This window comes from Pseudomonas putida (assembly GCF_050990305.1).
Lineage (GTDB): Bacteria > Pseudomonadota > Gammaproteobacteria > Pseudomonadales > Pseudomonadaceae > Aquipseudomonas > Aquipseudomonas putida_AH.
The window spans coordinates 5,381,026-5,404,295 of sequence record NZ_CP158817.1; the positions used below are offsets into that span (position 1 = coordinate 5,381,026).

Here is a 23,270-nt window from a genome sequence, read left to right on the forward strand (position 1 = left end):
CAAGCCTCGCTCCTACGGGTCACCGATATCCGTAGGAGCGAGGCTCGCCCGCGAAGGGTCACCGATATCCGTAGGCGCGAGGCTAGCCCGCAAAGGGGTCACCGATATCCGTAGAAGCGAGGCTCGCCCGCAAAGGGGTCACCGGTATCCGTAGGCGCGAGGCTAGCCCGCAAAGGGGTCACCGATATCCGTAGAAGCGAGGCTCGCCCGCAAAGGGGTCACCGGTATCCGTAGGAGCGAGGCTTGCCCGCGAAGGGGTCACCGATATCCGTAGGAGCGAGGCTCGCCCGCGAAAGGCTCACCGGTATCCGTAGGAGCGAGGCTCGCCCGCGAAGGAGTCACCGATATCCGTAGGAGCGAGGCTCGCCCGCGAAAGGCTCACCGGTATCCGTAGGAGCGAGGCTCGCCCGCGAAGGAGTCACCGGTATCCGTAGGAGCGAGGCTTGCCCGCGAAGGGCTCACCGATATCCGTAGGAGCGAGGCTCGCCCGCGAAGGAGTCACCGATATCCGTAGGCGCGAGACTTGCCCGCGAAGGAGTCACCGGTATCCGTAGGAGCGAGGCTCGCCCGCGAAGGGGTCAACGCGGTTCGATGTGGGCAATCATCAGTTGCACCGTCTCGTTGCCACGAAATTCGTTGACGTCGAGCTTGTAGGCCAACTCCACCCACTTGATGGTCGGATTCGGCCAGATGTCACGGTCGATGCCAAAGGCAATGCCATCGAGCTTGACCGAGCCGCACTCACTTCTGAGCACTACCTTCAAGTGCCGCTCACCCACCACGCGCTGTTCGACCAGTTGGAACACCCCGTGAAACAGCGGCTCCGGAAAGTGCTGCCCCCAAGGACCGGCATGACGCAGCGCGCGGGCCAGTTCCAGGTGAAACTCTTCGACCGCCAAAGTACCGTCCGACAGCAGGCGCCCGGTCAGGTCTTCTTCGCGCAGCTGGCGACGCACTTCGGCATCGAAGGCTTCGGCGAACAGCGGGAAATTCGCTTCCGGCAACGTCAGGCCAGCAGCCATGGCGTGGCCACCGTATTTGGTGATCAGATTCGGATGTTGCGCCGCCACCACGCTCAGCGCATCACGGATATGAAAGCCTTGCACTGAACGTCCTGAGCCCTTGAGCAAGCCATCCCCCGCATCGGCAAAGGCAATGGTTGGACGGAAATAGCGCTCTTTCATGCGCGAAGCCAGGATACCGATGACCCCCTGGTGCCACTCGGGATCGAACAGGCATAAACCGAACGGCATCGATTCCACCGGCAGATCCTTGAGCTGAGCCATCGCTTCACGCTGCATGCCCTGTTCGATGGATTTGCGATCCTGGTTCATGCCGTCCAATTGCGCGGCCATTTCCCGGGCCAGGCCGGCATCTTCGGTAAGCAGGCATTCGATACCCAGACTCATGTCATCCAGGCGCCCCGCCGCGTTGAGGCGCGGACCCACGATAAACCCCAGATCGGTCGAGGTGATGCGTGCATGGTCACGCTTGGCCACTTCCAGAATCGCCTTGATCCCCGGTCGCGCTCGTCCGGCACGAATCCGCTCCAGGCCCTGATGCACCAGAATCCGGTTATTGGCATCCAGCGGCACCACATCGGCCACACTGCCGAGCGCCACCAGATCGAGCAATTCGCCGATGTTCGGTTGAGGCCGGGTTTCGTACCAGCCCAGGCTACGCAAGCGTGCGCGCAAGGCCATCAGCACATAGAAAATCACCCCGACACCGGCCAGCGCCTTGCTCGGGAACTCGCAGCCGGGCTGGTTCGGGTTGACGATGGCATCGGCCAGCGGTAGTTCATCGCCGGGCAAGTGGTGATCGGTGACCAGGACGTTGAGCCCGGCCTTTTTCGCCGCCGCCACGCCTTCGACGCTGGAGATGCCGTTGTCCACAGTGATCAACAGCTGTGGCTGGCGCTCCAGCGCCACCGCGACGATTTCCGGCGTCAGGCCGTAGCCATAGTCGAAGCGGTTGGGCACCAGGTAGTCGACATGCGCCGCCCCCAGCAATCGCAGACCCAGCGTGCCTACAGTACTGGCCGTCGCGCCGTCGGCGTCGAAGTCGCCAACGATCAGGATCCGCTGCCGCTGCTCCAGCGCCACCACCAACAAATCCACCGCCGCCTCGATACCCTTGAGCTGCTGGAACGGAATCAACCGCGCCAGGCTCTTGTCCAGTTCGGCTTCGGACTGCACCCCCCGCGCGGCATACAATCGGGTCAGCAGCGGTGGAATATCACCGAGGAATGGCAAAGTTTCGGGCAGCAGACGAGGTTCGATACGCATGGGGTGACAGGTGCTTCTCTCAAGTACAGGGGATAAAACCGCATGACACGCGGCGAATGCGAGCGATCAGCCGCGCTCGCCCGCCAGCCACTGCAGCTGGACTTCGTGCTGACCGCGGTCGTCGGTGACGAAGATCGTTCCTTCGCTGATCATCACGTCCCACTTGATAACGCGGGGCATGTCTTTGGCCAGGGTTTCCAGGACGTCCTGCGGCACCGCGGCGATGTTGACGTTTTTCAGGGTTTTGATGGCCGGAATGACTTTGCCTTCCCAGACGCGCAGGCTGCCGTAGGCCAGCAGGCTGGTGCGCTCGGTGCGGCGCGAACACCAGGTCAGGCGCTCGGCATCCGGCTGACCGACTTCGATCCAGTGCAGGACACGGTCATCCAGGCTTTTTTCCCACAAGGCCGGTTCATCCACTTCTGACAGACCACGGCCAAAAGACAGCTGCTCGTTGTACCAGAGGGCGTAGGCCAGGAGGCGCACGGTCATGCGCTCTTCGGTTTCCGAAGGGTGACGGGCGATGGTCTGCTTGACGCTCTCGTAGATGCTGCGGTCGAGGTCGGTCAGGTTCAGTTCAAACTTGTAGGTCGTGGACGGCTGGGCCATGAACGGGCTTCTTGATACGGGGAAAGGCGGCAAGTCTAACCGATGCGACAGGCAATCATCGAATTGATGGCGATCTACCTTGGGCGCCTGACAGTCGGCTATGTTAAAAGTCTGCATTCGCACAGTCTCTTGTCCTACAGGATCCCGTATGTCGCTCACCGCCAAACCGCTCTCAGGTCTGAAAGTCATTGAATTGGGCACCTTGATTGCCGGCCCGTTTGCCTCGCGCATCTGCGCTGAATTCGGTGCCGAGGTGATCAAGATTGAATCCCCGGACGGTGGCGATCCGCTGCGCAAATGGCGCAAGTTGTATGAAGGTACTTCGCTGTGGTGGTTCGTGCAGGCGCGCAACAAAAAATCCCTGACCCTGAACCTGAAACACCCCGAAGGCTTGGCGATCCTCAAAAAACTGCTGGGTGAAGCGGATATCCTGATCGAAAACTTCCGCCCCGGCGTGCTGGAAAAACTGGGCCTGGGCTGGGAAACCTTGCATGCACTCAACCCGAAACTGGTGATGGTCCGTCTGTCGGGCTTCGGCCAGACTGGCCCGATGAAGGATCAGCCGGGTTTCGGTGCCGTCGGCGAGTCCATGGGCGGCTTGCGCTACATTACCGGGTTCGAAGACCGGCCACCGGTGCGCACCGGCATTTCCATCGGTGACTCTATCGCCGCGCTGTGGGGCGTGATTGGCGCGCTGATGGCGTTGCGTCACCGCGAGGTCAATGGGGGCCAGGGGCAAGTGGTGGACGTGGCGCTGTATGAAGCGATTTTCGCGATGATGGAAAGCATGGTGCCGGAGTTCGACTTATTCGGATTCATCCGCGAACGCACCGGCAACATCATGCCCGGTATCACCCCTTCCTCGATCCACACCAGCGCCGATGGCAAACATGTGCAAATCGGCGCCAATGGCGATGCGATCTTCAAACGCTTCATGCTGATCATCGGCCGCGAAGACCTGGCCAATGATCCGGTGCTGGCCAGCAACGACGGGCGTGACAGTCGTCGCGACGAGCTCTACGGGGTCATCGATCGCTGGGTCAATTCATTGCCGCTGGACGCGGTTCTTACGCACCTGAATCAGGCCGATGTACCGGCCAGCCGAATCTTCAGCGCCGAAGACATGTTCAGCGATCCGCAGTACCTCGCCCGGGAAATGTTCTTGCAGGCCAAGCTGCCCGATGGCAAAGACTTCAAGATGCCGGGCATCGTGCCGAAACTCTCTGAGACACCCGGTGATTGTGAATGGGTCGGGCCGCAACTGGGCGAGCACAACGCTCAGGTACTCCAGGAACTTGGCTATGATGCGTCGCAGATCACACAGCTGCGCAAAGACGGAGCCATCTGAGCTGAAACGTCTGCCTGCGCAGCGCCCCACATACCGCCCACCCCTAAACGGGCGGATATTGTGCGCGTTGGCGGGCATGCTGCTGATCAGTTTTCTGGCCTCTCCCGCGTCAGCCCAATCCAAGGAATCCCTGCTCTGGCTGAAGCGTGATCTGCCGCCCCTGTTCATTTTCGACGGACCGAAAAAAGGCCAGGGGGTCATCGATCAGTTGTTATCACGGTTGATCGCCAGCATGCCGCAGTACCAACACAGCGTGATGAAGGTCAATCGTGCGCGCGGCTTGCAGATGCTCCACGAATCCGCCCTTGTTTGCGATGCGGCACTGAACTGGAGCAAGGAGCGCGAAAGCTGGATTGCATTCTCCATTCCTGTCTTTCGTGCCATGAGCAATGGCTTGGCGGTCAAGCGCGCTGATCGCGACGTTCTGACACCCTTCATCAAGGACGGCGAGGTAGACCTGGCGGCCCTGCTCGCCACGGGCAGTGTCAGCATGGGCATCGTTGCCGAACGCAACTATGGCGAGTTCCTCGATGCGCTGCTCAAACAAGCACCACCCAAGGTCCTGACGCTCCATTACGGCAACGATGCCTTGGGCAGCCTGTTGCAGATGCAACGCCTCGGACGCTTGCAACTGCTGTTGGGCTATCGACCGGAAATCCGCTATCAGGCCGAGCAGCACGGGATCGCCGAAGATGAATTGCTGTTCTACCCGATTCGCGGCACTGGCAAGTATCTGTCCGGTTACATCGGCTGTACCGATACCCCTCAAGGCCGAAAGGCAATCCTCGAGATCAATCACCTGTTGCGCGCCCTGCCTCGTGATGACCTTAGCGAGGCTTACGCTGCCTGGCTTGACCCGCAAAGTCGCAGCGAATACCTGGAAGCTTCAAGGCAGTTTTTCGAGGAGCAGGCCAAGCACTGACAAATCCCAGGCAAAAAGAAACCCCGAGAAGTGGGGAAACGACTCGGGGTTAAACGTGGCCTGTCTAAAGACCCGTAGCAGCAAGCTACAAGCACCGGAGCACAATGCTTGATCCTGCTGTTAATGGGTCTGACTGACGTGGGTGCAGGAAGGTTCCCACAAATGAAAATTCAATTTCGGCTGGCGATCAGCTTGTCCTGGGCGGCATTGCGTAAAGCCGCGATCACACAGGGCTCCAGGCGTCCTTCGGCGATCAGCACATCGCGGTGCAAGCCATCGACCACATCGGTCAGTGAACGCTTGTCCGTCAACTGCGCCTGATTGAACTCGCGCTCGACCACCTTGATGCCGCTCGTATTGCTCAATGTCACCCGGCATTCGCCGTGAAGGCCTGACGGGGTCAATGTCACTTGGTACGGGCTCAGAGCCTCACCGAGCAAGAGACTGATACTTTCCATCTCGATCACCACTCAATAGTCCGAAAACGAAGTGTCTGGGGCGTGTCTACAGTAGATGACCGCCAGCCCGAGAAGAAAGTTCTGAATGCCGAGTGCAGGCAGACCTGTGTCTCTGGTCGATTGAGCATGCATGGCGAAGATGACAGGGAAAAAACAGAGGTGTTGCGTTTGTCGGGTAGGAAGGGTGTGCCCCTGTAGGAGCAAGGCTTGCCCGCGATGGCGACCTTGAGATCGCCATCGCGGGCAAGCCTTGCTCCTACAGGAGGGTGGTGTCTGATTTACAACGGTTTGCCGCGATTGCCGTGCTGGCTGACGAAGGCCTGTACCGCTTTCAGGTCATTCGGCAGCACGGTGCAACGCTCTTCCCGCTCAAACAGATCGCAAAGATGCACAGGAAGCTCCAGCGCTTTTCCTACACCGGCTTTTTCCACGGCATCCGGGAATTTGACCGGATGGGCCGTGCCGAGGATCACCATCGGAATATCCAGGCTGCGGCGGCATTCCCGTGCGGCCTTGACGCCAATGGCAGTATGCGGGTCCAGCACTTCACCGGTTTGCTCGTAGACCTCGGCGATGGTTTCGCAGGTTTGTGCGTCATCGACAGCCAGCGAGTCGAACAGTTTGCGTGCTTCGGTCCAGCGCTCTTGCTCGACGCTGAAACCACCGCCCTGCTTGAAGCTGTCCATCAGCCCGGCAATCGCCGCACCATTGCGACCGTGCAGGTCAAACAGCAGACGCTCGAAGTTCGACGACACCATGATGTCCATGGACGGCGACAGGGTGGCGTGCAGGGTTTCCTTGACGTACTGATTGCCGCTCATGAAGCGGTGCAGGATGTCGTTGCGGTTGGTGGCGACGATCAACTGGTTGATCGGCAAGCCCATGTTGCGTGCCAGGTAACCGGCGAAGATGTCGCCGAAGTTGCCGGTCGGTACCGAGAACGCCACCGAACGCGCCGGACCGCCCAGTTGCAGGGCCGCGTGGAAGTAGTAAACGATCTGGGCCATGATCCGCGCCCAGTTGATCGAGTTCACTGCCACCAGGCGAGTGCCCTTGAGGAAGCCCTGGTCAGCGAAGCTCGCCTTGACCATTTCCTGGCAGTCATCGAAGTTGCCTTCGATGGCGATGTTGTGGATGTTCTCACCGAAAATGGTGGTCATCTGCCGACGCTGTACTTCAGACACGCGGTTGTGCGGGTGAAGGATGAAGATGTCGACGTTTTCGCAGTGCTTGCAGCCTTCGATGGCAGCCGAACCGGTGTCACCGGAAGTGGCGCCGACGATCACCACGCGCTCACCGCGCTTTTCCAGCACGTAGTCGAGCAGGCGACCGAGCAATTGCAGGGCGAAATCCTTGAACGCCAGGGTCGGGCCGTGGAACAGCTCCAGCACCCATTCATTGCCGTTCAGCTGACGCAGCGGCGCCACGGCGTTGTGGGCGAATACGCCGTAGGTTTCTTCCAGGATCTTCTTGAAATCGGCATCAGGGATGCTGCCGGTAACGAACGGGCGCATGACGCGGAAAGCCAACTCGTGATACGGCAGGCCGGCCCAGGAAGCGATTTCTTCCTGGGTGAAGCGTGGCAGGTTTTCCGGGACGTACAAACCGCCGTCGGTGGCAAGGCCAGCCAGCAGGACGTCTTCGAAATTCAGGGCCGGTGCCTGGCCGCGGGTACTGATGTAACGCATGACTGACTCCATTGGGACAGTGTTCGTAGTGCCGGGCGCCTGTTACGACGCCCGGTGAACGATAACGGCTTAGTTCAGGTGCTCGACGCGAATCCGTACCACCGGACCGACCACACCCGCCAAGGCTTCCAGGGCGGCGATCGCATCATTGATGTGCTGCTCCAGCACGCGGTGGGTCAGCAGGATCATCGGCACCAGGCCGTCGTGTTCCTCGACTTCCTTCTGCATGATCGACTCGATGTTGATCCCGCGCTCGGACAGGATGCTCGCCACCTGAGCCAGTACACCCGGATGGTCCTTGGCCTGAATGCGCAGGTAGTAGGCGCTTTCACAGGCTTCGATCGGCAGGATCGGATGCGCCGACAGCGAGTCCGGCTGGAAGGCCAGGTGCGGTACGCGGTTTTCCGGGTCGGAGGTCATGGCGCGAACCACGTCCACCAGATCGGCGATCACCGACGAAGCGGTCGGTTCCATGCCGGCGCCGGCGCCGTAGAACAGGGTCGAACCGGCGGCGTCGCCGTTGACCATCACCGCGTTCATCACGCCGTTGACGTTGGCGATCAGGCGATCGGCCGGAATCAGCGTCGGGTGTACGCGCAGTTCGATACCGGATGCGGTGCTGCGCGCCACGCCCAGGTGCTTGATGCGGTAGCCCAATGCTTCGGCGTAGTTCACGTCAGCGGTGGTCAGCTTGGTGATGCCTTCGGTGTAAGCCTTGTCGAATTGCAGCGGAATACCGAATGCGATGGACGCCAGGATCGTCAGTTTGTGCGCGGCGTCGATGCCTTCGACGTCGAAGGTCGGATCGGCCTCGGCGTAACCCAGTGCCTGGGCCTCGGCCAACACGTCTTCGAAGGTGCGACCCTTCTCGCGCATTTCCGTGAGAATGAAGTTGCCGGTGCCGTTGATGATGCCAGCAACCCAGTTGATGCGGTTAGCGGACAGACCTTCACGGATCGCCTTGATCACCGGAATGCCGCCGGCCACGGCCGCTTCGAACGCAACGATCACGCCCTTCTCACGGGCCTTGGCGAAAATTTCATTACCGTGAACGGCGATGAGCGCCTTGTTCGCGGTGACCACATGCTTGCCATTCTCGATGGCCTTGAGTACCAGCTCGCGGGCAACGGTATAGCCGCCCATCAGCTCTATGACGATGTCGATCTCAGGGTTCGTGGCCACTTCGAAGACATCGTTGGTAATCGCAATACCGGTCGTTTGGAACTGAGGCTTTGGCGTGCGAATGGCAATTTGCGCCACTTCGATCCCACGCCCGGCACGACGAGCAATTTCCTCGGCGTTGCGCTGAAGTACGTTGAAGGTACCGCCACCGACGGTCCCTAACCCACAGATGCCTACTTTGACCGGTTTCACTGTGAACTCCCCATAAAACGGCCGACGCAAGGCCGGCCGTGAAAACAGCCGCAGGATCGCGGCTCTCTATTAATGGCCCGGCGATGTTGCTGCCGGACCATGATCGTCATGGCTTGCCGTGACGATGCGAATTTACTTCGCGCCCAGCGCCAGTTTGGCGACTTGTGGCGCAGGCTGGTAGCCCGGAATGACCTGACCGTCGGCCAAAACGATGGCCGGCGTACCGTTCACGCCGATCGACTGACCGATGGCGAACTGTTTGGACACCGGGTTATCGCACTTGGCGGCCTTGATTTCCTTGCCTTCGACCATTTTATCCATGGCCGCTTTCTTGTCTTTCGAGCACCACACTGCTTGCAGTTGCTCGTCACCCGGCGAGCCGAGGCCCTGGCGCGGGAATGCCACATAACGCACTTCGATGCCGCGCTTGTTCAGCTCCGGCACTTCGGCGTGCAGCTTGTGGCAGTACGGGCAGGTGGTGTCGGTGAACACGGTGATGTGCGATTTGGTTTCGCCAATGGCCGGATACACCACGGTTTCAGCGACCGGAATCTCATTGATCAGCTTGGAAATACCCAGGCGCTCGGTCTTCTCGGTCAGGTTGACCGGCTTGCCGTCCTTGAGCTGGAACATGTAGCCCTGCACCACATACTGGCCGTCGGCACTGGCATACAGCACGCGGCTGCCCTTGAGCTTGACTTCGTATAGGCCGGGCAGCGGACTTGCGGTGATGGTTTCTACCGGCACTTCGAGCTGGAGGTCTTCCAGGCTTTTACGGATGGCTTTGTCGGCCGCGTCATCGGCGACGGCAAAGGTGCTGACCAACGCAATGGCAGCGGCGGCGAAAATCTGGGTCAGACGCATGAGAACTCCTGAAGGCGGACAAATGGCACGATCAGAACGCCGGTAGCAAAACACCGGGTCATAACCGTCCATCGTGCAAACCGGCAAAGCCTATCACATAAGGCTCGTGGGGGCAGAATGCGCCTGTCGCAAGACTTCGGGGTAACCCGCTCCCACAAGGGTCTTCACTCAGCCGCGAGGGTGGTGTTTGGCGTGCAGATCCTGCAAGCGCGCCCGGGCGACGTGGGTGTAGATCTGCGTGGTCGACAGGTCGCTGTGACCGAGCAACATCTGCACCACTCGCAAGTCGGCGCCATGGTTGAGCAGGTGCGTGGCAAAGGCATGACGCAGGGTGTGCGGCGACAGCGATTTGCCGATCCCCGCGACCTTGGCCTGATGTTTGATCCGGTGCCAGAAGGTCTGGCGAGTCATCTGTTCACCCCGCTGACTGGGGAACAGCACATCGCTGGGGCGCCCGCCGAGCAGCTCTCCACGCCCATCGCGCAGGTAGCGCTCGACCCAGACAATCGCCTCCTCCCCCATTGGCACCAGTCGCTCCTTGCTGCCCTTGCCCATCACCCGCAACACACCCTGGCGCAGGTTGACCTGCTCCAGGGTCAGGCTGATCAACTCTGTCACCCGTAAACCGCAGGCGTACAACACCTCAAGCATGGCTCGATCGCGCTGACCAATCGCTTCGCTCAAATCCGGTGCCGCCAGCAAGGCTTCGACGTCCGCTTCCGATAGGGATTTGGGTAACGGCCTGCCGAGTTGCGGCATATCGACGCGAAGGGTCGGATCGACAGCGATCAGCTTTTCCCGCAACAAATAGCGATAGAAACCCCGCACACCGGAGAGAAATCGAGCGGTGGAGCGAGGCTTGTAGTTTTGCTCCACGCGCCAGGCCAGGTGATCGAGGATCAATTCCCGACCGGCACTGGCCAGCTCCAGATTTTTTTCCTGCAACCAGCCGTTGAACAGGGCGAGGTCGCTGCGATAGGCATCGCGGGTGTTATCGGACAGGCCTTTCTCCAGCCACAGGGCATCGAGAAATTGGTCTATCAGGGGATGATCGATGGCAGGCATGGGCACTCAAATCGCGCAGATTGACACCTGCGCACAAAAATCAGCATGGACGTTAAAAACGACCGCTAGTCTTTCATAGCGCGCTATTTCAAGGAACAGGGAGCGGTAATGAGCGAACAGCAGATTTTGTTGGCGTTGGGGGGGATTGGTGCGGCGGCGTTGGGCTGTCAATGGCTGGCCTGGCGCCTGAAATTGCCAGCCATTTTGTTTCTGCTGTTGACCGGTATTCTCGTCGGGCCTGCCTTGCACTTGCTCGATCCCGAGGAAATGTTCGGCCCGTTGTTGATGCCACTGGTGTCACTCGCCGTGGCGTTGATCCTCTTCGAAGGCAGCCTGACCCTGCATTTGTCGGAATGGCGCGAGGTCGGCAGCGTGGTCCGGCGCCTGGTGACTCTCGGCGCCCTCTCAACCTGGATCGTCATCGCCCTGGCCACTCATTGGTTGTTGGGATTCGACTGGATGTTGGCCGCCCTGTTCGGCAGCCTGACGCTGGTCACCGGGCCGACGGTCATTGTGCCGATGCTGCGAGTCGTGCGTCCGAAAGCGTCGATCGCCAGCATCCTGCGCTGGGAGGGTATCGTCATTGATCCCATTGGCGCCCTGCTGGCCGTGGTGGTCTACAGCTTCATCATCGCCAGTGCCGACGACAGCGGCCTGTCGCAGAGCCTGCTCACCTTTGGCGGTGTGATTCTGTGCGGCAGTTCGTTCGGCATTGCTGGGGGCTGGGTACTGGGAAAAATCATCCAACGGCACTGGCTGCCAGAGTACTTGCATAATCTGGCGTCCCTGGCCGCTGTTCTGGGTATTTTCATTGCCTCCAGCGAGGTGATGAATGAATCCGGCCTGTTGGCGGTGACCCTGATGGGCATGTGGCTGGCCAACATGAAAGGTGTGGACGTGCGGCACATCCTGCACTTCAAGGAAAACCTCAGTGTGCTGCTGATTTCCGGGCTGTTCATATTGCTGGCGGCACGGCTGGACCTGAAGGCGCTGATCGCCCTCGGGCCGCTGGTGCTGATTCTGCTGCTGATCATTCAGTTCATCGCACGCCCCTTGAACGTGCTGCTCTGCACGGCCGGCTCAAGCCTGAGCTGGCGTGAGCGGGCACTGCTGTCATGGATTGCCCCGCGCGGCATCGTCGCCGCGGCGGTGTCCGCCGTATTCGCCATTCGCCTGGACGAGATCGGGCACGATGGCGCGCTGTTGCTGGTGCCACTGACCTTTGCGGTGATTATCGGCACCGTGGTGCTGCAAAGTGCAACGGCACGCCCGCTGGCGCGCCTGCTGAAGGTCGCGGAGCCGGCGCCCAGCGGCTTTCTGATCATCGGTGCGAATGGCCCCGCACGCACCCTCGGTAAAGCACTGCAACAGCTGGATACCCGTGTTTTGCTGACCGACTCAAGCTGGGAAAATATCCGGGCAGCACGCATGGAGGGCTTGCCCACCTACTTCGGCAATCCAGCCTCACAACATGCTGATGCGCATCTGGACCTGGTGGGGATCGGGCATTTGCTGGCGCTTTCACCGTCTGGCGAAATGAATACGCTGGCGTTGATGCGGTTTCGTCACGAGTTTGGCCATCAGCGGATGTTCGGGCTGACCAGCGGCCAGGAAAGCCGTCGCTCCGACAAGCACCGTACCAGCCTGGAGCATCGAGCCAATCAACTGGGCAGCGAGGCGCTGACCTATGGCAAGTTCGCCAGTCAAATGAGCCAGGGTGCCGAGTTGTACACCACGACATTGAAAGATGGCTTCGACTGGGACGATTACCGGGCGCTGCACGGCGATCGCGCGACACTGCTGTTCATGCGCGATGCGACTGGCTGGGTGCATGTGGTGACGCCGGACAGCATGTTGACGCCGTCGGCAGGCTGGACGTTGCTGGCGTTGATTCAGCCGCAGATCGAAAGCGCCTGATGAATCGCAATCGCGGGCAAGCCTTGCTCCTACGGGATTGCGTCGATTTGCGGTGCCGTGTTCAACACAATCCTGTAGGAGCGAGGCTTGCCCGCGATAGCCATGATCCGATTTTGAGTCGGACAGAAAATCGGAGTCCGGAACAAATCACAGGCAACAAAAAAGCAGCCCGTAGGCTGCTTTTTTCTGCATCGGAAGCTGGACTTAAGCCAGTTTTTCCTTGATGCGAGCTGCTTTACCCGACAGGTCGCGCAGGTAGTACAGCTTGGCTTTACGTACGTCACCGCGACGCTTAACAGCCATGCTGTCGATTTGCGGGGAGTAGGTCTGGAAAGTACGCTCTACGCCAACACCGTTGGAGATTTTACGAACGGTGAATGCACTGTTTACGCCGCGGTTACGCTTGGCGATAACAACACCTTCGAACGCTTGCAGACGCGAACGGTCGCCTTCCTTCACTTTCACCTGAACGACAATGGTGTCGCCCGGGGCAAAGGTAGGGATCTCTTTGGTCATCTGCTCTGCTTCGAGTGCAAGGATGATTTTGTTAGTCATGCTGTGCTCCTAAGGTAAATCGTCGGATCTACCATCGATACGTTGTTAACTATCGTCCCGCTCGCGGATGTATTCCTCGAGCAGCTTCTTCTCTTCTCCAGAAAGCGAGCGGCTTTCCAGAAGATCGGCGCGTCGTTCAAAGGTCCGACCAAGGGACTGCTGTAAACGCCAACGCCGGATGTGCGCGTGATTGCCACTTAGCAATACGTCGGGAACACGCTGATCCGCATACACCTCCGGTCGGGTGTAGTGCGGGCAATCCAGCAGACCATCCGTAAAGGAATCTTCCTCAGCGGAGTCCGCATGCCCTAAAGCTCCAGGCAGCAGTCGTGTAACCGCATCGATCAGGACCATCGCCGGCAGCTCGCCGCCAGACAGTACATAGTCGCCAATCGACCACTCTTCATCGACATGAGCATCAATAAAACGCTCGTCAATGCCTTCATAGCGGCCGGCAATCAGGATCAATGCATCCAGATTCGCCAACTCGCGTACCGCCGACTGAGTCAGTTGACGGCCTTGGGGCGACAGGTAGATCACCTTCGCGCCCTCCCCGGCGGCTGCCTTGGCGTGAACCAGAGCATCTTCCAGGGGCTTGATCTTCATCACCATGCCCGGACCACCGCCAAATGGGCGATCATCCACAGTGTGATGTCGATCCGTCGTGTAGTCTCGCGGATTCCAACAGGTGAGCTGCAAGAGCCCCTGTTTCACCGCCCGACTGGTGATGCCGTACTCGCTGATGGCAGAGAACATCTCGGGAAACAAACTGATCACTTCTACGCGCAAGTTAGCCACGCTTAGAAATCCGCGTCCCAATCTACCTTCATCTCGCCTGCGGCCAGGTCGACAGCCAACACGCATTGCTCCGTATAGGGCAACAGGCGTTCGCGATCATCCAGGCTGCCAGCGCAAGGCTTGACCACCATGACATCGTTCGAGCCGGTCTCTAGCAGGTGATCGATCTTCCCGAACAGTTGCCCGAGGGTATCGATGACCTTGAGACCTTCCAGCTGGTACCAGTAGTACTCGCCGTCGGTCAGTTCAGGGAACAGGTTGCGCGGCACGCAGATCTCATAACCGGCCAGAAGACGAGCTTCTTCACGATCATCGAGACCCTTGAGCTTTGCGACCAGGAACTTGTCGTTCCCGCGTCCGCTGACCAGCTCTACCTGCTTTACATTGCCGTCACGCTTGAGCGTCCAGGCCTTGTAGTTCAGCAGGTTTTTGATCGGATCAGTAAAGGAATACACCTTCACTTCGCCGCGAACGCCGTGAACAGAATAAATCTTGCCGATAACGATCAAATCATCAGCAACAGCTGGCGTCGCGTTCATATTGCTCAGGCCGCAGCCTTGGCAGATTCCTTCAACAACTGAGCAACGCGCTCAGAAGGTTGTGCACCAACGCTCAGCCAGTAGGCTACGCGCTCTTGGTTCACGGACAGACGAACTTCCTGACCACGGGCAACAGGGTTGAAGTAGCCAACCTGTTCTTTGTGGGAACCGTCACGCGGGTTGCGGCTGTCGGTTACGGTCAGGTGGTAAAACGGGCGCTTTTTGGAGCCGCCAAGGGCAAGACGGATTGTTAGCATGTGAACATCGTTCCTGTAGTCGGTGCTGCAAATCTAAAGGCACAGCGGGCATGGGGGCCCGAAAGGCCGCATATTCTAAGGAATATCCGGACTTTTGCAAATGACTTTTTCCGGCGGCCTATCGGTCGCCATGTAGATTTGCTATAGAGCCGTCGTTGAAAACGGCCGGTCAGCTCCCGCCGAATGCGGGTTTACTGTAGATCCCGCGTCCATGCGGGACTGCGCCGGTGCGACGACCGGCGAGTTCTTTCAAATTTTTGGCATGCCGCCGCCGGGCAACATACCGCCCATGCCGCGCATCATTTTGGCCATCCCGCCCTTGGCGGAGAATTTCTTCATCATCTTCTGCATCTGCTTGTGCTGCTTGATCAAGCGACCGATGTCCTGCACCTGGGTGCCGGAGCCCATGGCGATACGACGCTTGCGCGAACCACTGATCAGCTCAGGGTCACGGCGCTCGGCCGGGGTCATGGAGTTGATGATGGCTTCCATCTGCTTGAACTGCTTCTCTGCCGCGCTCTGGGCGTTGCCCATTTGCGCCAGGTTCACACCACCCATGTTCGGCAGTTTGTCCATGAGGCCGCCGAGGCCGCCCATGTTCTTCATCTGTTGCAGTTGATCGCGGAAGTCTTCGAGGTCGAAGCCCTTGCCCTTCTTCAGCTTCTTGGCCAGCTTGTCGGCCTTTTCCTTGTCGAGGGTGGCTTCTGCCTGCTCGATCAGGCTGAGCACGTCGCCCATGCCGAGGATACGGGACGCAATACGCTCAGGGTGGAACGGATCGAGCGCTTCGCTCTTCTCGCCCATACCAATGAACTTGATCGGCTTGCCGGTAATGGCACGTACCGACAGAGCAGCACCGCCGCGCGCATCGCCGTCGACCTTGGTCAGGATCACACCGGTCAGCGGCAAGGCATCACCGAAGGCCTTGGCCGTGTTGGCGGCGTCCTGACCGGTCATGGCGTCGACCACGAACAGCGTTTCGACCGGGTTGATCGTGGCGTGCAGGGCCTTGATCTCGCCCATCATCTCTTCGTCGATGTGCAGGCGACCGGCGGTATCGACGATAACCACATCGATGAATTTGAGTTTTGCTTCCTTAATAGCCGCCTGGGCAATGTCGACCGGCTTCTGGCTCAGGTCGGACGGGAAGAAGGTCACACCGATGTCGTTGGCCAGGGTTTCCAGCTGCTTGATCGCCGCCGGACGGTAAACGTCCGCGGACACGACCATGACCGACTTCTTCTTGCGCTCTTTAAGGAAGCGCGCGAGCTTGCCAGCGGTGGTGGTTTTACCAGCACCCTGCAAGCCGGCCATCAGAATCACGGCAGGCGGAACAGCGCTCAGGTTCAAGTCTTCGTTGGCCGCGCCCATCAGGCTTTCGAGTTCGGCCTGGACGATTTTCACGAAGGCCTGGCCCGGTGTCAGGCTACGCGACACTTCGGTGCCGACGGCACGTTCCTTGACCGAATTGACGAAGTCCTTCACCACCGGCAAGGCAACGTCGGCTTCGAGCAACGCCATGCGCACTTCGCGCAGGGTGTCTTTGATATTGTCCTCGGTCAGCTTGGCCTTGCCGGTGACATGGCGCAGCGTCTGCGAGAGACGGTCGGTTAAGTTTTCAAACATTGCGCGATCCTTTCAGGCCCTGTGTAGACCGGGATAATGGCGGCCCGAACCGGACTAAACATGTGCTCGGCGAGCCTGCGGCGTGGGCAGGTCGCGGATTATAGCGAAGACTGCGCCTGGCGGACACCTCGCCGTCAGCTTGCCCGGTCTTTCGTGCCGCAGGGGTTCTATGCCAAACTCAGCGACTTTCGGGCTTGCCTAACAGGACTTATGCTCCCCTTGTCACCCAGTTTGCTGACCACTCTCGCCGCCGCTTTCTTATATGCCGCTGCGACTCTCTATCAGGGCACTCGCCTGGCCTCCTGCGCCAAGGCCAACAAACGCCTGCTGGTCACGCTCGGCATCTTCGCCGTGCTGGCCCATGGCGCCAGCCTGCTCGCCCACCTGCTGACCCCGGTCGGCCTGGCCCTGGATTTTTTCAGCGCCTCGAGCCTGATCGCCGCCGCCGTCATTGCCTTGACCTTGCTGGCCTGCTCGCGGATTCCGGTGGAAAACCTGCTGGTGCTACTGTTTCCGCTGGGCGCCATCACGGCGCTGCTGGCGCAATTCGCTCCGGCCGGCACGGTGCAAGTGATCGACGAGGAGCCGGGCATCCTCGCCCACATCCTGTTGTCGGTCCTCGCCTACGGCATGTTCACCATCGCCGTGTTCCAGTCCTTGCTGCTGCTGATTCAAGATCACCAGCTCAAGCACAAACATCCGTCGGGACTGATCAAGAACTTCCCTCCCCTGCAAACCATGGAAAGCCTGCTGTTCGGTTTCCTCTGGGCCGGCTGGACGCTGTTGTCGATGTCGCTGATCTCCGGCTGGCTGTTCGTCGACAACCTGTTCGCGCAACATCTGGTGCATAAAACCTTGCTGGCCTGCCTGGCCTGGGTCGTCTTCAGCGTGCTGCTCTGGGGTCGAAATCACCTCGGCTGGCGCGGACACAAAGCCATTCGCTGGACCCTCGCCGGTTTCTGCCTGCTGATGCTGGCGTATTTCGGCAGCAAGCTGGTCCGTGAATACATCCTGCACATCTGACGGGCGGCATTAATGGACGATTTGCCCTTAGGGCCGATGCTCGCAGTAGTGGTTCTGCTGATTCTATGGTCGGCGCTGTTCTCTGCCATCGAATCCGCGCACCTGCATGTACTGGCCAAACGCACGGCCTCGCGTTCCAGTGACAAGCCACTGGGCAGACTGAGCTTCCCGCTCAATAGCCTGATCTTCTGCAATACCCTGTGCCGCACGCTGGTAGTGGTCATTTGCACCTTGCTGGCGATATTCACCTGGGCTGAAAACGGTCCATGGGTCGCGTGCCTCGGTGCAGGCGCCATTGTGCTGGTGTTCGCCGACTACCTGCCGCGCGCCCTCGCCGCCCGTCACCCGGATGCGATCCTGGCCTTGGGCAACACCTTGCTCCCAGTGCCCTTGAAAATCATCTACCCCGCAGCCTGGTTGCTCAACGCCATCAGCCAATTGTTGATACGTCCGTTCGCCCGCACCGTCAAAGTCGTGCAGCAGAGCGAAGACGAAATGCCCAATGAGCGTCACGACGATCGCGAACCTGCCGTCTGCCGCCCGCACTCGCTGCCAGGCATCCATGCGCTGGACAACATCACCGTCAACGACATTCTGGTACCGCGCAGCGAAGTCGACGGGATCAACCTCGACGATCCCATCGAGGAGATCATTGAGCAATTGCGCAAGAACAAGCGCACGCGCCTGCCGGTGTTCCACAGTGACATCAATCAGGTCGAGGCAGTGCTCAATACCCGGCAAATCGGCCATTTGCTCCCCGATGGCAGCCTGACGTTCGAAGCGCTGCTGGCAGCCAGCCGCGAGCCCTATTTCGTTCCGGAAAGCACTCCGCTGCAACTGCAATTGCTGAACTTCCACAAGCAGCAGCGACGCTTGGGCATGGTGGTGGACGAGTACGGCGAAGTGCTCGGCATCGTCACCCTGGAAGACATTCTTGAAGAAATCGTTGGCGAATTCGAAAGCCAACAAAGCATGAACAATCCGCATATCCATCCACAGGCCGACGGGCGCCTGGTGATCGATGGCGCCGCGTCGATCCGCGAACTGAACAAGAGCCTGGGCTGGCACCTGCCAAGCGACGGCCCGAAAACCCTCAACGGCCTGGTAACCGAGGCACTGGAAACCATTCCCGATAGCGCGGTGTGTCTGAAGATCGGCCGTTATCGGCTGGAAATCCTTGAGACAGAAGACAATCGCGTCACGCGGGTGTTGATCTGGCAGACAGCTACCGCAAAAACCGTTGCCTGAAATCCGGCCCTGTAGGAGCCGGCTTGCTGGCGATAGCGCGCTTGAAATCCCTATCGCCAGCAATCCGGCTCCTACAGACCTTGTTGATTCGTTAGCCTCCTTCCTATAATCGAGCCGCTTACCCAAGCCGCTCTAACCCGTGCTACCCGCACCCCGCTGCAAACCCACATCCCTGGGTGTTCGACCATAATAATTCGCTCCACTGGGGCACATGACTGTCAGGGATAACCGCATGACGACCAGCACGACTTACAGCGACTCCACACCCGCGCAACCGACAAACTCCGCCACCCGCGTAGCCACCGCGAGCTTCATCGGCACCGCCATCGAGTTCTACGACTTCTACGTCTATGCCACCGCCGCGGCGCTGGTGATCGGCCCGGTGTTCTTTCCGCAGACTTCCGGCACGGCGCAGATGCTTTCGGCGTTCCTCACCTTCGGCATTGCGTTCCTCGCCCGCCCCTTGGGTTCGGCGCTGTTCGGCCACTTTGGCGACCGCATTGGTCGAAAATCGACCCTTGTAGCCTCTCTGCTGTTGATGGGCGTGTGTACCACGCTGATCGGCGTACTACCGGGCTACGACAGTATCGGCGCCTGGGCGCCCATCCTGCTCTGTGTGCTGCGCTTCGGCCAAGGCCTGGGTCTGGGCGGTGAATGGGGCGGGGCGGCGTTGCTGGCCACCGAGAATGCGCCCAAAGGCAAGCGCGCCTGGTTCGGCATGTTCCCGCAGCTCGGTCCATCCATCGGCTTTCTCGCGGCCAACGGCCTGTTCCTGACCCTGGCCATGCTCCTGAACGATGAACAGTTCCGTTCCTGGGGCTGGCGCATTCCGTTCCTGCTCAGCGCCGTGCTGGTGATGGTCGGCCTGTATGTGCGCCTCAAGCTCCACGAGACACCCGTGTTCGCCAACGCTGTGGCCCGCCAGGAACGGGTGAAAATCCCGCTGATCGAACTGTTCAGCCAATATTGGCTACCGGTATTGCTCGGCGCCGGCGCGATGGTGGTGTGTTATGCGCTGTTCTACATTTCCACCGTGTTTTCGCTGAGCTATGGCGTGGCCACGCTCGGTTACAGTCGCGAAACCTTCCTCGGCCTGCTGTGCTTCGCCGTGCTGTTCATGGCCGCAGCCACACCGCTGTCGGCCTGGGCCAGTGACCGGTTCGGCCGCAAGCCGATACTGATCATCGGTGGCGTGCTGGCGATTCTTTCCGGATTCCTGATGGAGCCACTGCTGACCCAGGGCTCGACTTGGGGCGTGGCACTGTTCCTGTGCATCGAACTGTTTCTGATGGGGGTGACCTTCGCGCCGATGGGTGCGCTGCTGCCGGAACTGTTCCCGACTCACGTGCGGTACACCGGCGCGTCGGCGGCCTACAACCTGGGCGGGATTGTCGGTGCTTCGGCGGCACCGTTCTTTGCCCAGAAGTTGGTGGCGATGGGTGGTTTGAGCTATGTCGGCGGGTACGTGTCCGGGGCGGCGGTGCTGAGCTTGATCGCGGTGCTGTGCCTGAAGGAAACGCGGCATAACGATTTGAATCGGGTTGCCTGATAGATAGCCATCGCGGGCAAGCCTCGTTCCTACAGGGTCAGTGTCGACCACATAATTGAGGTATGACACTGATCTCGTAGGAGCGAGGCTTGCCCGCGAAGGCGTCCTTACAAACAAAACACATCCCCAGCCAATCGCGATTTTTCCCCAATCCATTGGCCCCTCGCTCTACGCGTAACACTTTATCCCCGCTATACTCATCGGCTTTTCCTGAATAAATGCCAATAGGGTCCCGCCGCGCATGGATAAGACCTACCAGCCGCACGCCATTGAAACTTCCTGGTACAACACCTGGGAGTCTGAAAATTACTTCGCCCCGCAAGGCGCGGGCGAGTCCTACACCATCATGATCCCGCCGCCGAACGTCACCGGCAGCCTGCACATGGGTCACGGCTTCAACAACGCGATCATGGACGCCCTGATCCGTTTCCGTCGCATGCAGGGTCGCAACACCCTCTGGCAGCCGGGTACCGACCACGCCGGTATCGCCACGCAAATGCTGGTGGAGCGTCAACTCGAAGCCCAGGGCCAGAATCGCCACGATCTGGGCCGCGACAAATTCCTCGAGAAAGTCTGGGAGTGGAAGGATCAATCCGGTGGCAACATCAGCCGTCAGATCCGCCGCCTCGGCTCGTCCGTGGACTGGAGCCGCGAGCGCTTCACCATGGATGACGGCCTTTCCGAAGCTGTTAAAGAAGCGTTCGTGCGCCTGCACGAAGACGGCCTGATCTACCGCGGCAAGCGCCTGGTCAACTGGGACACCAAGCTGCACACGGCGATTTCCGACCTCGAAGTGGAAAACCACGACGAGAAAGGTTTCCTGTGGAACCTGAAGTACCCGCTGGCTGATGGCGCCAAGACCGCTGAAGGCAACGATTACCTGATCGTCGCGACCACCCGTCCGGAAACCATGCTCGGCGACTCCGCCGTGGCCGTTAACCCGAACGACGAACGCTACAAAGCCCTGATCGGCAAATTTGTCGAGCTGCCACTGGTTGGCCGCCGCATCCCGATCATCGCCGACGATTACTGCGATCCTGAATTCGGCACCGGCTGCGTGAAAATCACCCCGGCCCACGATTTCAACGACTACGAAGTCGGCAAGCGCCACAACCTGCCGCTACTGAACATCTTCGACAAGAACGCCAACGTCCTGCCGGCGGTCCAGGCGTTCAACCTCGACGGTACGCTCAACGAGAGCATCGACGGCAAGATCCCTGCCGAATACGCAGGTCTGGAGCGTTTCGAAGCGCGCAAGCAAATTGTCGCCGCCTTCGACGCCGCCGGCCTGCTGGTCAGCGTCAACGATCACGCCCTGAAAGTGCCGAAAGGCGACCGCTCCGGCACCATCATCGAGCCGTGGCTGACCGACCAGTGGTACGTCTCCACCAAGCCATTGGCTGAACCTGCGATTGCCGCCGTTGAAGACGGCCGCATCCAGTTCGTGCCGAAACAGTACGAAAACATGTACTTCTCGTGGATGCGCGACATCCAGGACTGGTGCATCAGCCGTCAGCTGTGGTGGGGCCACCGCATTCCGGCCTGGTACGACGAGTCAGGCAAGGTCTACGTCGGTCGCGACGAAGCCGAAGTACGCGCCAAGCACAACCTCGGTCCTGACGTTGCGCTGCAACAGGACAACGACGTGCTCGACACCTGGTTCAGCTCGGGCCTGTGGACTTTCTCCACCCTGGGCTGGCCGGAAAAAACCGAATTCCTGAAAAAATTCCACTCCACCGACGTACTGGTCACCGGCTTCGACATCATTTTCTTCTGGGTCGCCCGGATGATCATGCTGACCATGCACCTGATCAAGAACGAGGACGGCACCCCGCAAGTTCCGTTCAAGACCGTTTACGTTCACGGCCTGGTGCGTGATGGCCAGGGCCAGAAGATGTCCAAGTCCAAGGGCAACGTCCTGGACCCGCTGGACATCATCGACGGCATCGAGCTCGAAACCCTGGTGCAGAAACGCACTTCGGGCCTGATGCAGCCGAAACTGGCGAAGAAGATCGAGAAAGCGACTCGCGAGGAGTTCGCCGAGGGTATCGCCAGCTACGGCACCGACGCCCTGCGCTTCACCTTCTGCTCGCTGGCATCCACCGGTCGCGACATCAAGTTCGACATGGGCCGCGTCGAAGGCTATCGCAACTTCTGCAACAAGATCTGGAACGCTGCGCGCTACGTACTGGACAAGGGCGAAGACTGCGGCCAGAACGGCGAAGCCTACGAGCTGTCGCTGGCGGATCGCTGGATCATTTCCCAGCTGCAACGCACCGAAGCCGAAGTGACCCGCCAGTTGGATCAATTCCGTTTCGACCTGGCCGCACAAGCCTTGTACGAGTTCATCTGGAACCAGTACTGCGACTGGTACCTGGAGCTCTCCAAGCCTGTACTGTGGGACGAAAACGCACCGGTTGAACGTCAGCGCGGCACCCGCCGCACGCTGGTACGCGTACTGGAAGTCGCCCTGCGCCTGGCACACCCGTTCATGCCGTTCATCACCGAAGAAATCTGGCAACGCATCGCGCCGCTGGCCGGTATCGAAGGCAAGACCATCATGCTGCAGCCTTGGCCAGTGGCCAACGAAACACGCATCGACCAGGCGGCCGAAGACGACATCGAGTGGCTCAAGGGCCTGATGCTCGGCACACGGAACATTCGTGGCGAAATGAACATCGGCCCGGGTAAACCGCTGCCGCTGTTCCTGAAGAACGTCAGTGCCGAAGATCAGCGTCGTCTGACCGAAAACGAAGCGCTGCTCAAGAAACTGGCACGCCTGGAATCGATCACTGTACTGGCCGCCGGCGAAGAAGCTCCGTTGTCCGCGACCGCGCTGGTCGGCGAGATGGAAGTGCTGGTGCCGATGGCCGGCCTGATCGACAAGGGTGCGGAACTGGCGCGTCTGGACAAGGAAATCCAGCGCCTGCAAGGCGAAGTTCAACGCGTCGGCGGCAAATTGTCGAACGCGGGCTTCGTCGACAAGGCACCCGCTGAAGTGATCGAGAAAGAACGCGCCAAACTGGCCGAGGCTGAACAAGCCTTGGGCAAACTGGCCGAGCAGCATGCGCGGATTGCCAGTCTGTAACGGCAAATCGCAATGAAAGAGGGAGGCCAGCAATGGCCTCCCTTTTTTATGCCC

Annotated in this window: 19 protein-coding genes; 7 read left to right on the forward strand and 12 right to left on the reverse strand. The window is 59.8% G+C overall.

Annotated elements, in window-relative coordinates:
- Positions 1 to 578: 578 nt before the first annotated feature.
- Together recJ and ABTV22_RS24385 are read right to left on the reverse strand one after the other, a co-directional pair.
- Positions 579 to 2,288 (reverse strand): single-stranded-DNA-specific exonuclease RecJ, encoded by a 1,710-nt coding sequence (recJ, locus tag ABTV22_RS24380; protein WP_433736968.1) that lies wholly within the window; start codon positions 2,286 to 2,288, stop codon positions 579 to 581.
- A 66-nt stretch (positions 2,289 to 2,354) separates the two neighbouring features.
- Positions 2,355 to 2,897 (reverse strand): YaeQ family protein, encoded by a 543-nt coding sequence (locus tag ABTV22_RS24385; protein WP_433736969.1) that lies wholly within the window; start codon positions 2,895 to 2,897, stop codon positions 2,355 to 2,357.
- A 148-nt stretch (positions 2,898 to 3,045) separates the two neighbouring features.
- On the opposite strand from ABTV22_RS24385, the gene ABTV22_RS24390 reads away from it, so the two are divergent.
- Entirely contained in the window at positions 3,046 to 4,245 is a 1,200-nt protein-coding gene (locus tag ABTV22_RS24390; RefSeq protein ID WP_433736970.1) for a CaiB/BaiF CoA transferase family protein, read from the forward strand.
- Positions 4,199 to 5,167: a TIGR02285 family protein gene (locus ABTV22_RS24395; protein ID WP_433736971.1), complete on the forward strand. Its 969-nt coding sequence runs from the start codon at positions 4,199 to 4,201 to the stop codon at positions 5,165 to 5,167. The genes ABTV22_RS24390 and ABTV22_RS24395 overlap by 47 nt, the downstream gene beginning before the upstream one ends.
- A gap of 170 nt (positions 5,168 to 5,337) precedes the next feature.
- Here ABTV22_RS24395 and ABTV22_RS24400 read toward each other — a convergent pair whose 3' ends face one another.
- From ABTV22_RS24400 to xerD, 5 genes are all read right to left on the reverse strand, one after another.
- Complete coding sequence (locus ABTV22_RS24400) at positions 5,338 to 5,625, reverse strand: DUF3509 domain-containing protein (RefSeq protein WP_433736972.1); 288 nt, start codon at positions 5,623 to 5,625, stop codon at positions 5,338 to 5,340.
- Between the two features lie 278 nt (positions 5,626 to 5,903).
- Positions 5,904 to 7,313, reverse strand: coding sequence for a threonine synthase (thrC, locus tag ABTV22_RS24405; protein ID WP_433736973.1), 1,410 nt, complete (start codon positions 7,311 to 7,313; stop codon positions 5,904 to 5,906).
- Positions 7,314 to 7,382: 69 nt separating this feature from the next.
- Entirely contained in the window at positions 7,383 to 8,687 is a 1,305-nt protein-coding gene (locus tag ABTV22_RS24410) for a homoserine dehydrogenase (RefSeq protein ID WP_433736974.1), read from the reverse strand.
- A 132-nt stretch (positions 8,688 to 8,819) separates the two neighbouring features.
- Entirely contained in the window at positions 8,820 to 9,551 is a 732-nt protein-coding gene (locus ABTV22_RS24415) for a DsbC family protein (RefSeq protein WP_433736975.1), read from the reverse strand.
- Positions 9,552 to 9,719: 168 nt separating this feature from the next.
- On the reverse strand, positions 9,720 to 10,616 hold the full coding sequence (xerD, locus tag ABTV22_RS24420; protein ID WP_433736976.1) for a site-specific tyrosine recombinase XerD: 897 nt from the start codon (positions 10,614 to 10,616) through the stop codon (positions 9,720 to 9,722).
- A 108-nt stretch (positions 10,617 to 10,724) separates the two neighbouring features.
- Between xerD and ABTV22_RS24425 the strand changes: the two genes are divergently transcribed.
- Entirely contained in the window at positions 10,725 to 12,533 is a 1,809-nt protein-coding gene (locus ABTV22_RS24425) for a cation:proton antiporter (RefSeq protein ID WP_433736977.1), read from the forward strand.
- A gap of 204 nt (positions 12,534 to 12,737) precedes the next feature.
- Here the strand turns inward: ABTV22_RS24425 and rplS are convergent, their stop codons facing one another.
- The 5 genes from rplS to ffh all read right to left on the reverse strand — a co-directional run bounded on the left by rplS (position 12,738) and on the right by ffh (position 16,308).
- Complete coding sequence (rplS, locus tag ABTV22_RS24430; RefSeq protein ID WP_003175895.1) at positions 12,738 to 13,088, reverse strand: 50S ribosomal protein L19; 351 nt, start codon at positions 13,086 to 13,088, stop codon at positions 12,738 to 12,740.
- A 45-nt stretch (positions 13,089 to 13,133) separates the two neighbouring features.
- A complete protein-coding gene (gene trmD / locus ABTV22_RS24435) occupies positions 13,134 to 13,844 on the reverse strand; it encodes a tRNA (guanosine(37)-N1)-methyltransferase TrmD (RefSeq protein WP_433741498.1) in 711 nt (236 codons plus the stop codon).
- Positions 13,845 to 13,888: 44 nt separating this feature from the next.
- Complete coding sequence (gene rimM, locus ABTV22_RS24440) at positions 13,889 to 14,425, reverse strand: ribosome maturation factor RimM (RefSeq protein ID WP_433736978.1); 537 nt, start codon at positions 14,423 to 14,425, stop codon at positions 13,889 to 13,891.
- Between the two features lie 5 nt (positions 14,426 to 14,430).
- A complete protein-coding gene (rpsP, locus tag ABTV22_RS24445) occupies positions 14,431 to 14,682 on the reverse strand; it encodes a 30S ribosomal protein S16 (RefSeq protein WP_007972721.1) in 252 nt (83 codons plus the stop codon).
- Between the two features lie 249 nt (positions 14,683 to 14,931).
- Complete coding sequence (gene ffh, locus ABTV22_RS24450) at positions 14,932 to 16,308, reverse strand: signal recognition particle protein (protein ID WP_433736979.1); 1,377 nt, start codon at positions 16,306 to 16,308, stop codon at positions 14,932 to 14,934.
- Between the two features lie 210 nt (positions 16,309 to 16,518).
- Here ffh and ABTV22_RS24455 point away from each other — a divergent pair, with 210 nt between their 5' ends.
- From ABTV22_RS24455 to ABTV22_RS24470, 4 genes are all read left to right on the forward strand, one after another.
- Positions 16,519 to 17,331: a cytochrome C assembly family protein gene (locus ABTV22_RS24455; RefSeq protein WP_433736980.1), complete on the forward strand. Its 813-nt coding sequence runs from the start codon at positions 16,519 to 16,521 to the stop codon at positions 17,329 to 17,331.
- Positions 17,332 to 17,343: 12 nt separating this feature from the next.
- A complete protein-coding gene (locus tag ABTV22_RS24460; protein WP_433736981.1) occupies positions 17,344 to 18,579 on the forward strand; it encodes an HlyC/CorC family transporter in 1,236 nt (411 codons plus the stop codon).
- Between the two features lie 232 nt (positions 18,580 to 18,811).
- On the forward strand, positions 18,812 to 20,128 hold the full coding sequence (locus ABTV22_RS24465; RefSeq protein WP_433736982.1) for an MFS transporter: 1,317 nt from the start codon (positions 18,812 to 18,814) through the stop codon (positions 20,126 to 20,128).
- 241 nt (positions 20,129 to 20,369) lie between these two features.
- Positions 20,370 to 23,216, forward strand: a complete 2,847-nt coding sequence (locus ABTV22_RS24470) for a valine--tRNA ligase (RefSeq protein ID WP_433736983.1) — start codon at positions 20,370 to 20,372, stop codon at positions 23,214 to 23,216.
- Positions 23,217 to 23,270 lie beyond the last annotated feature (54 nt).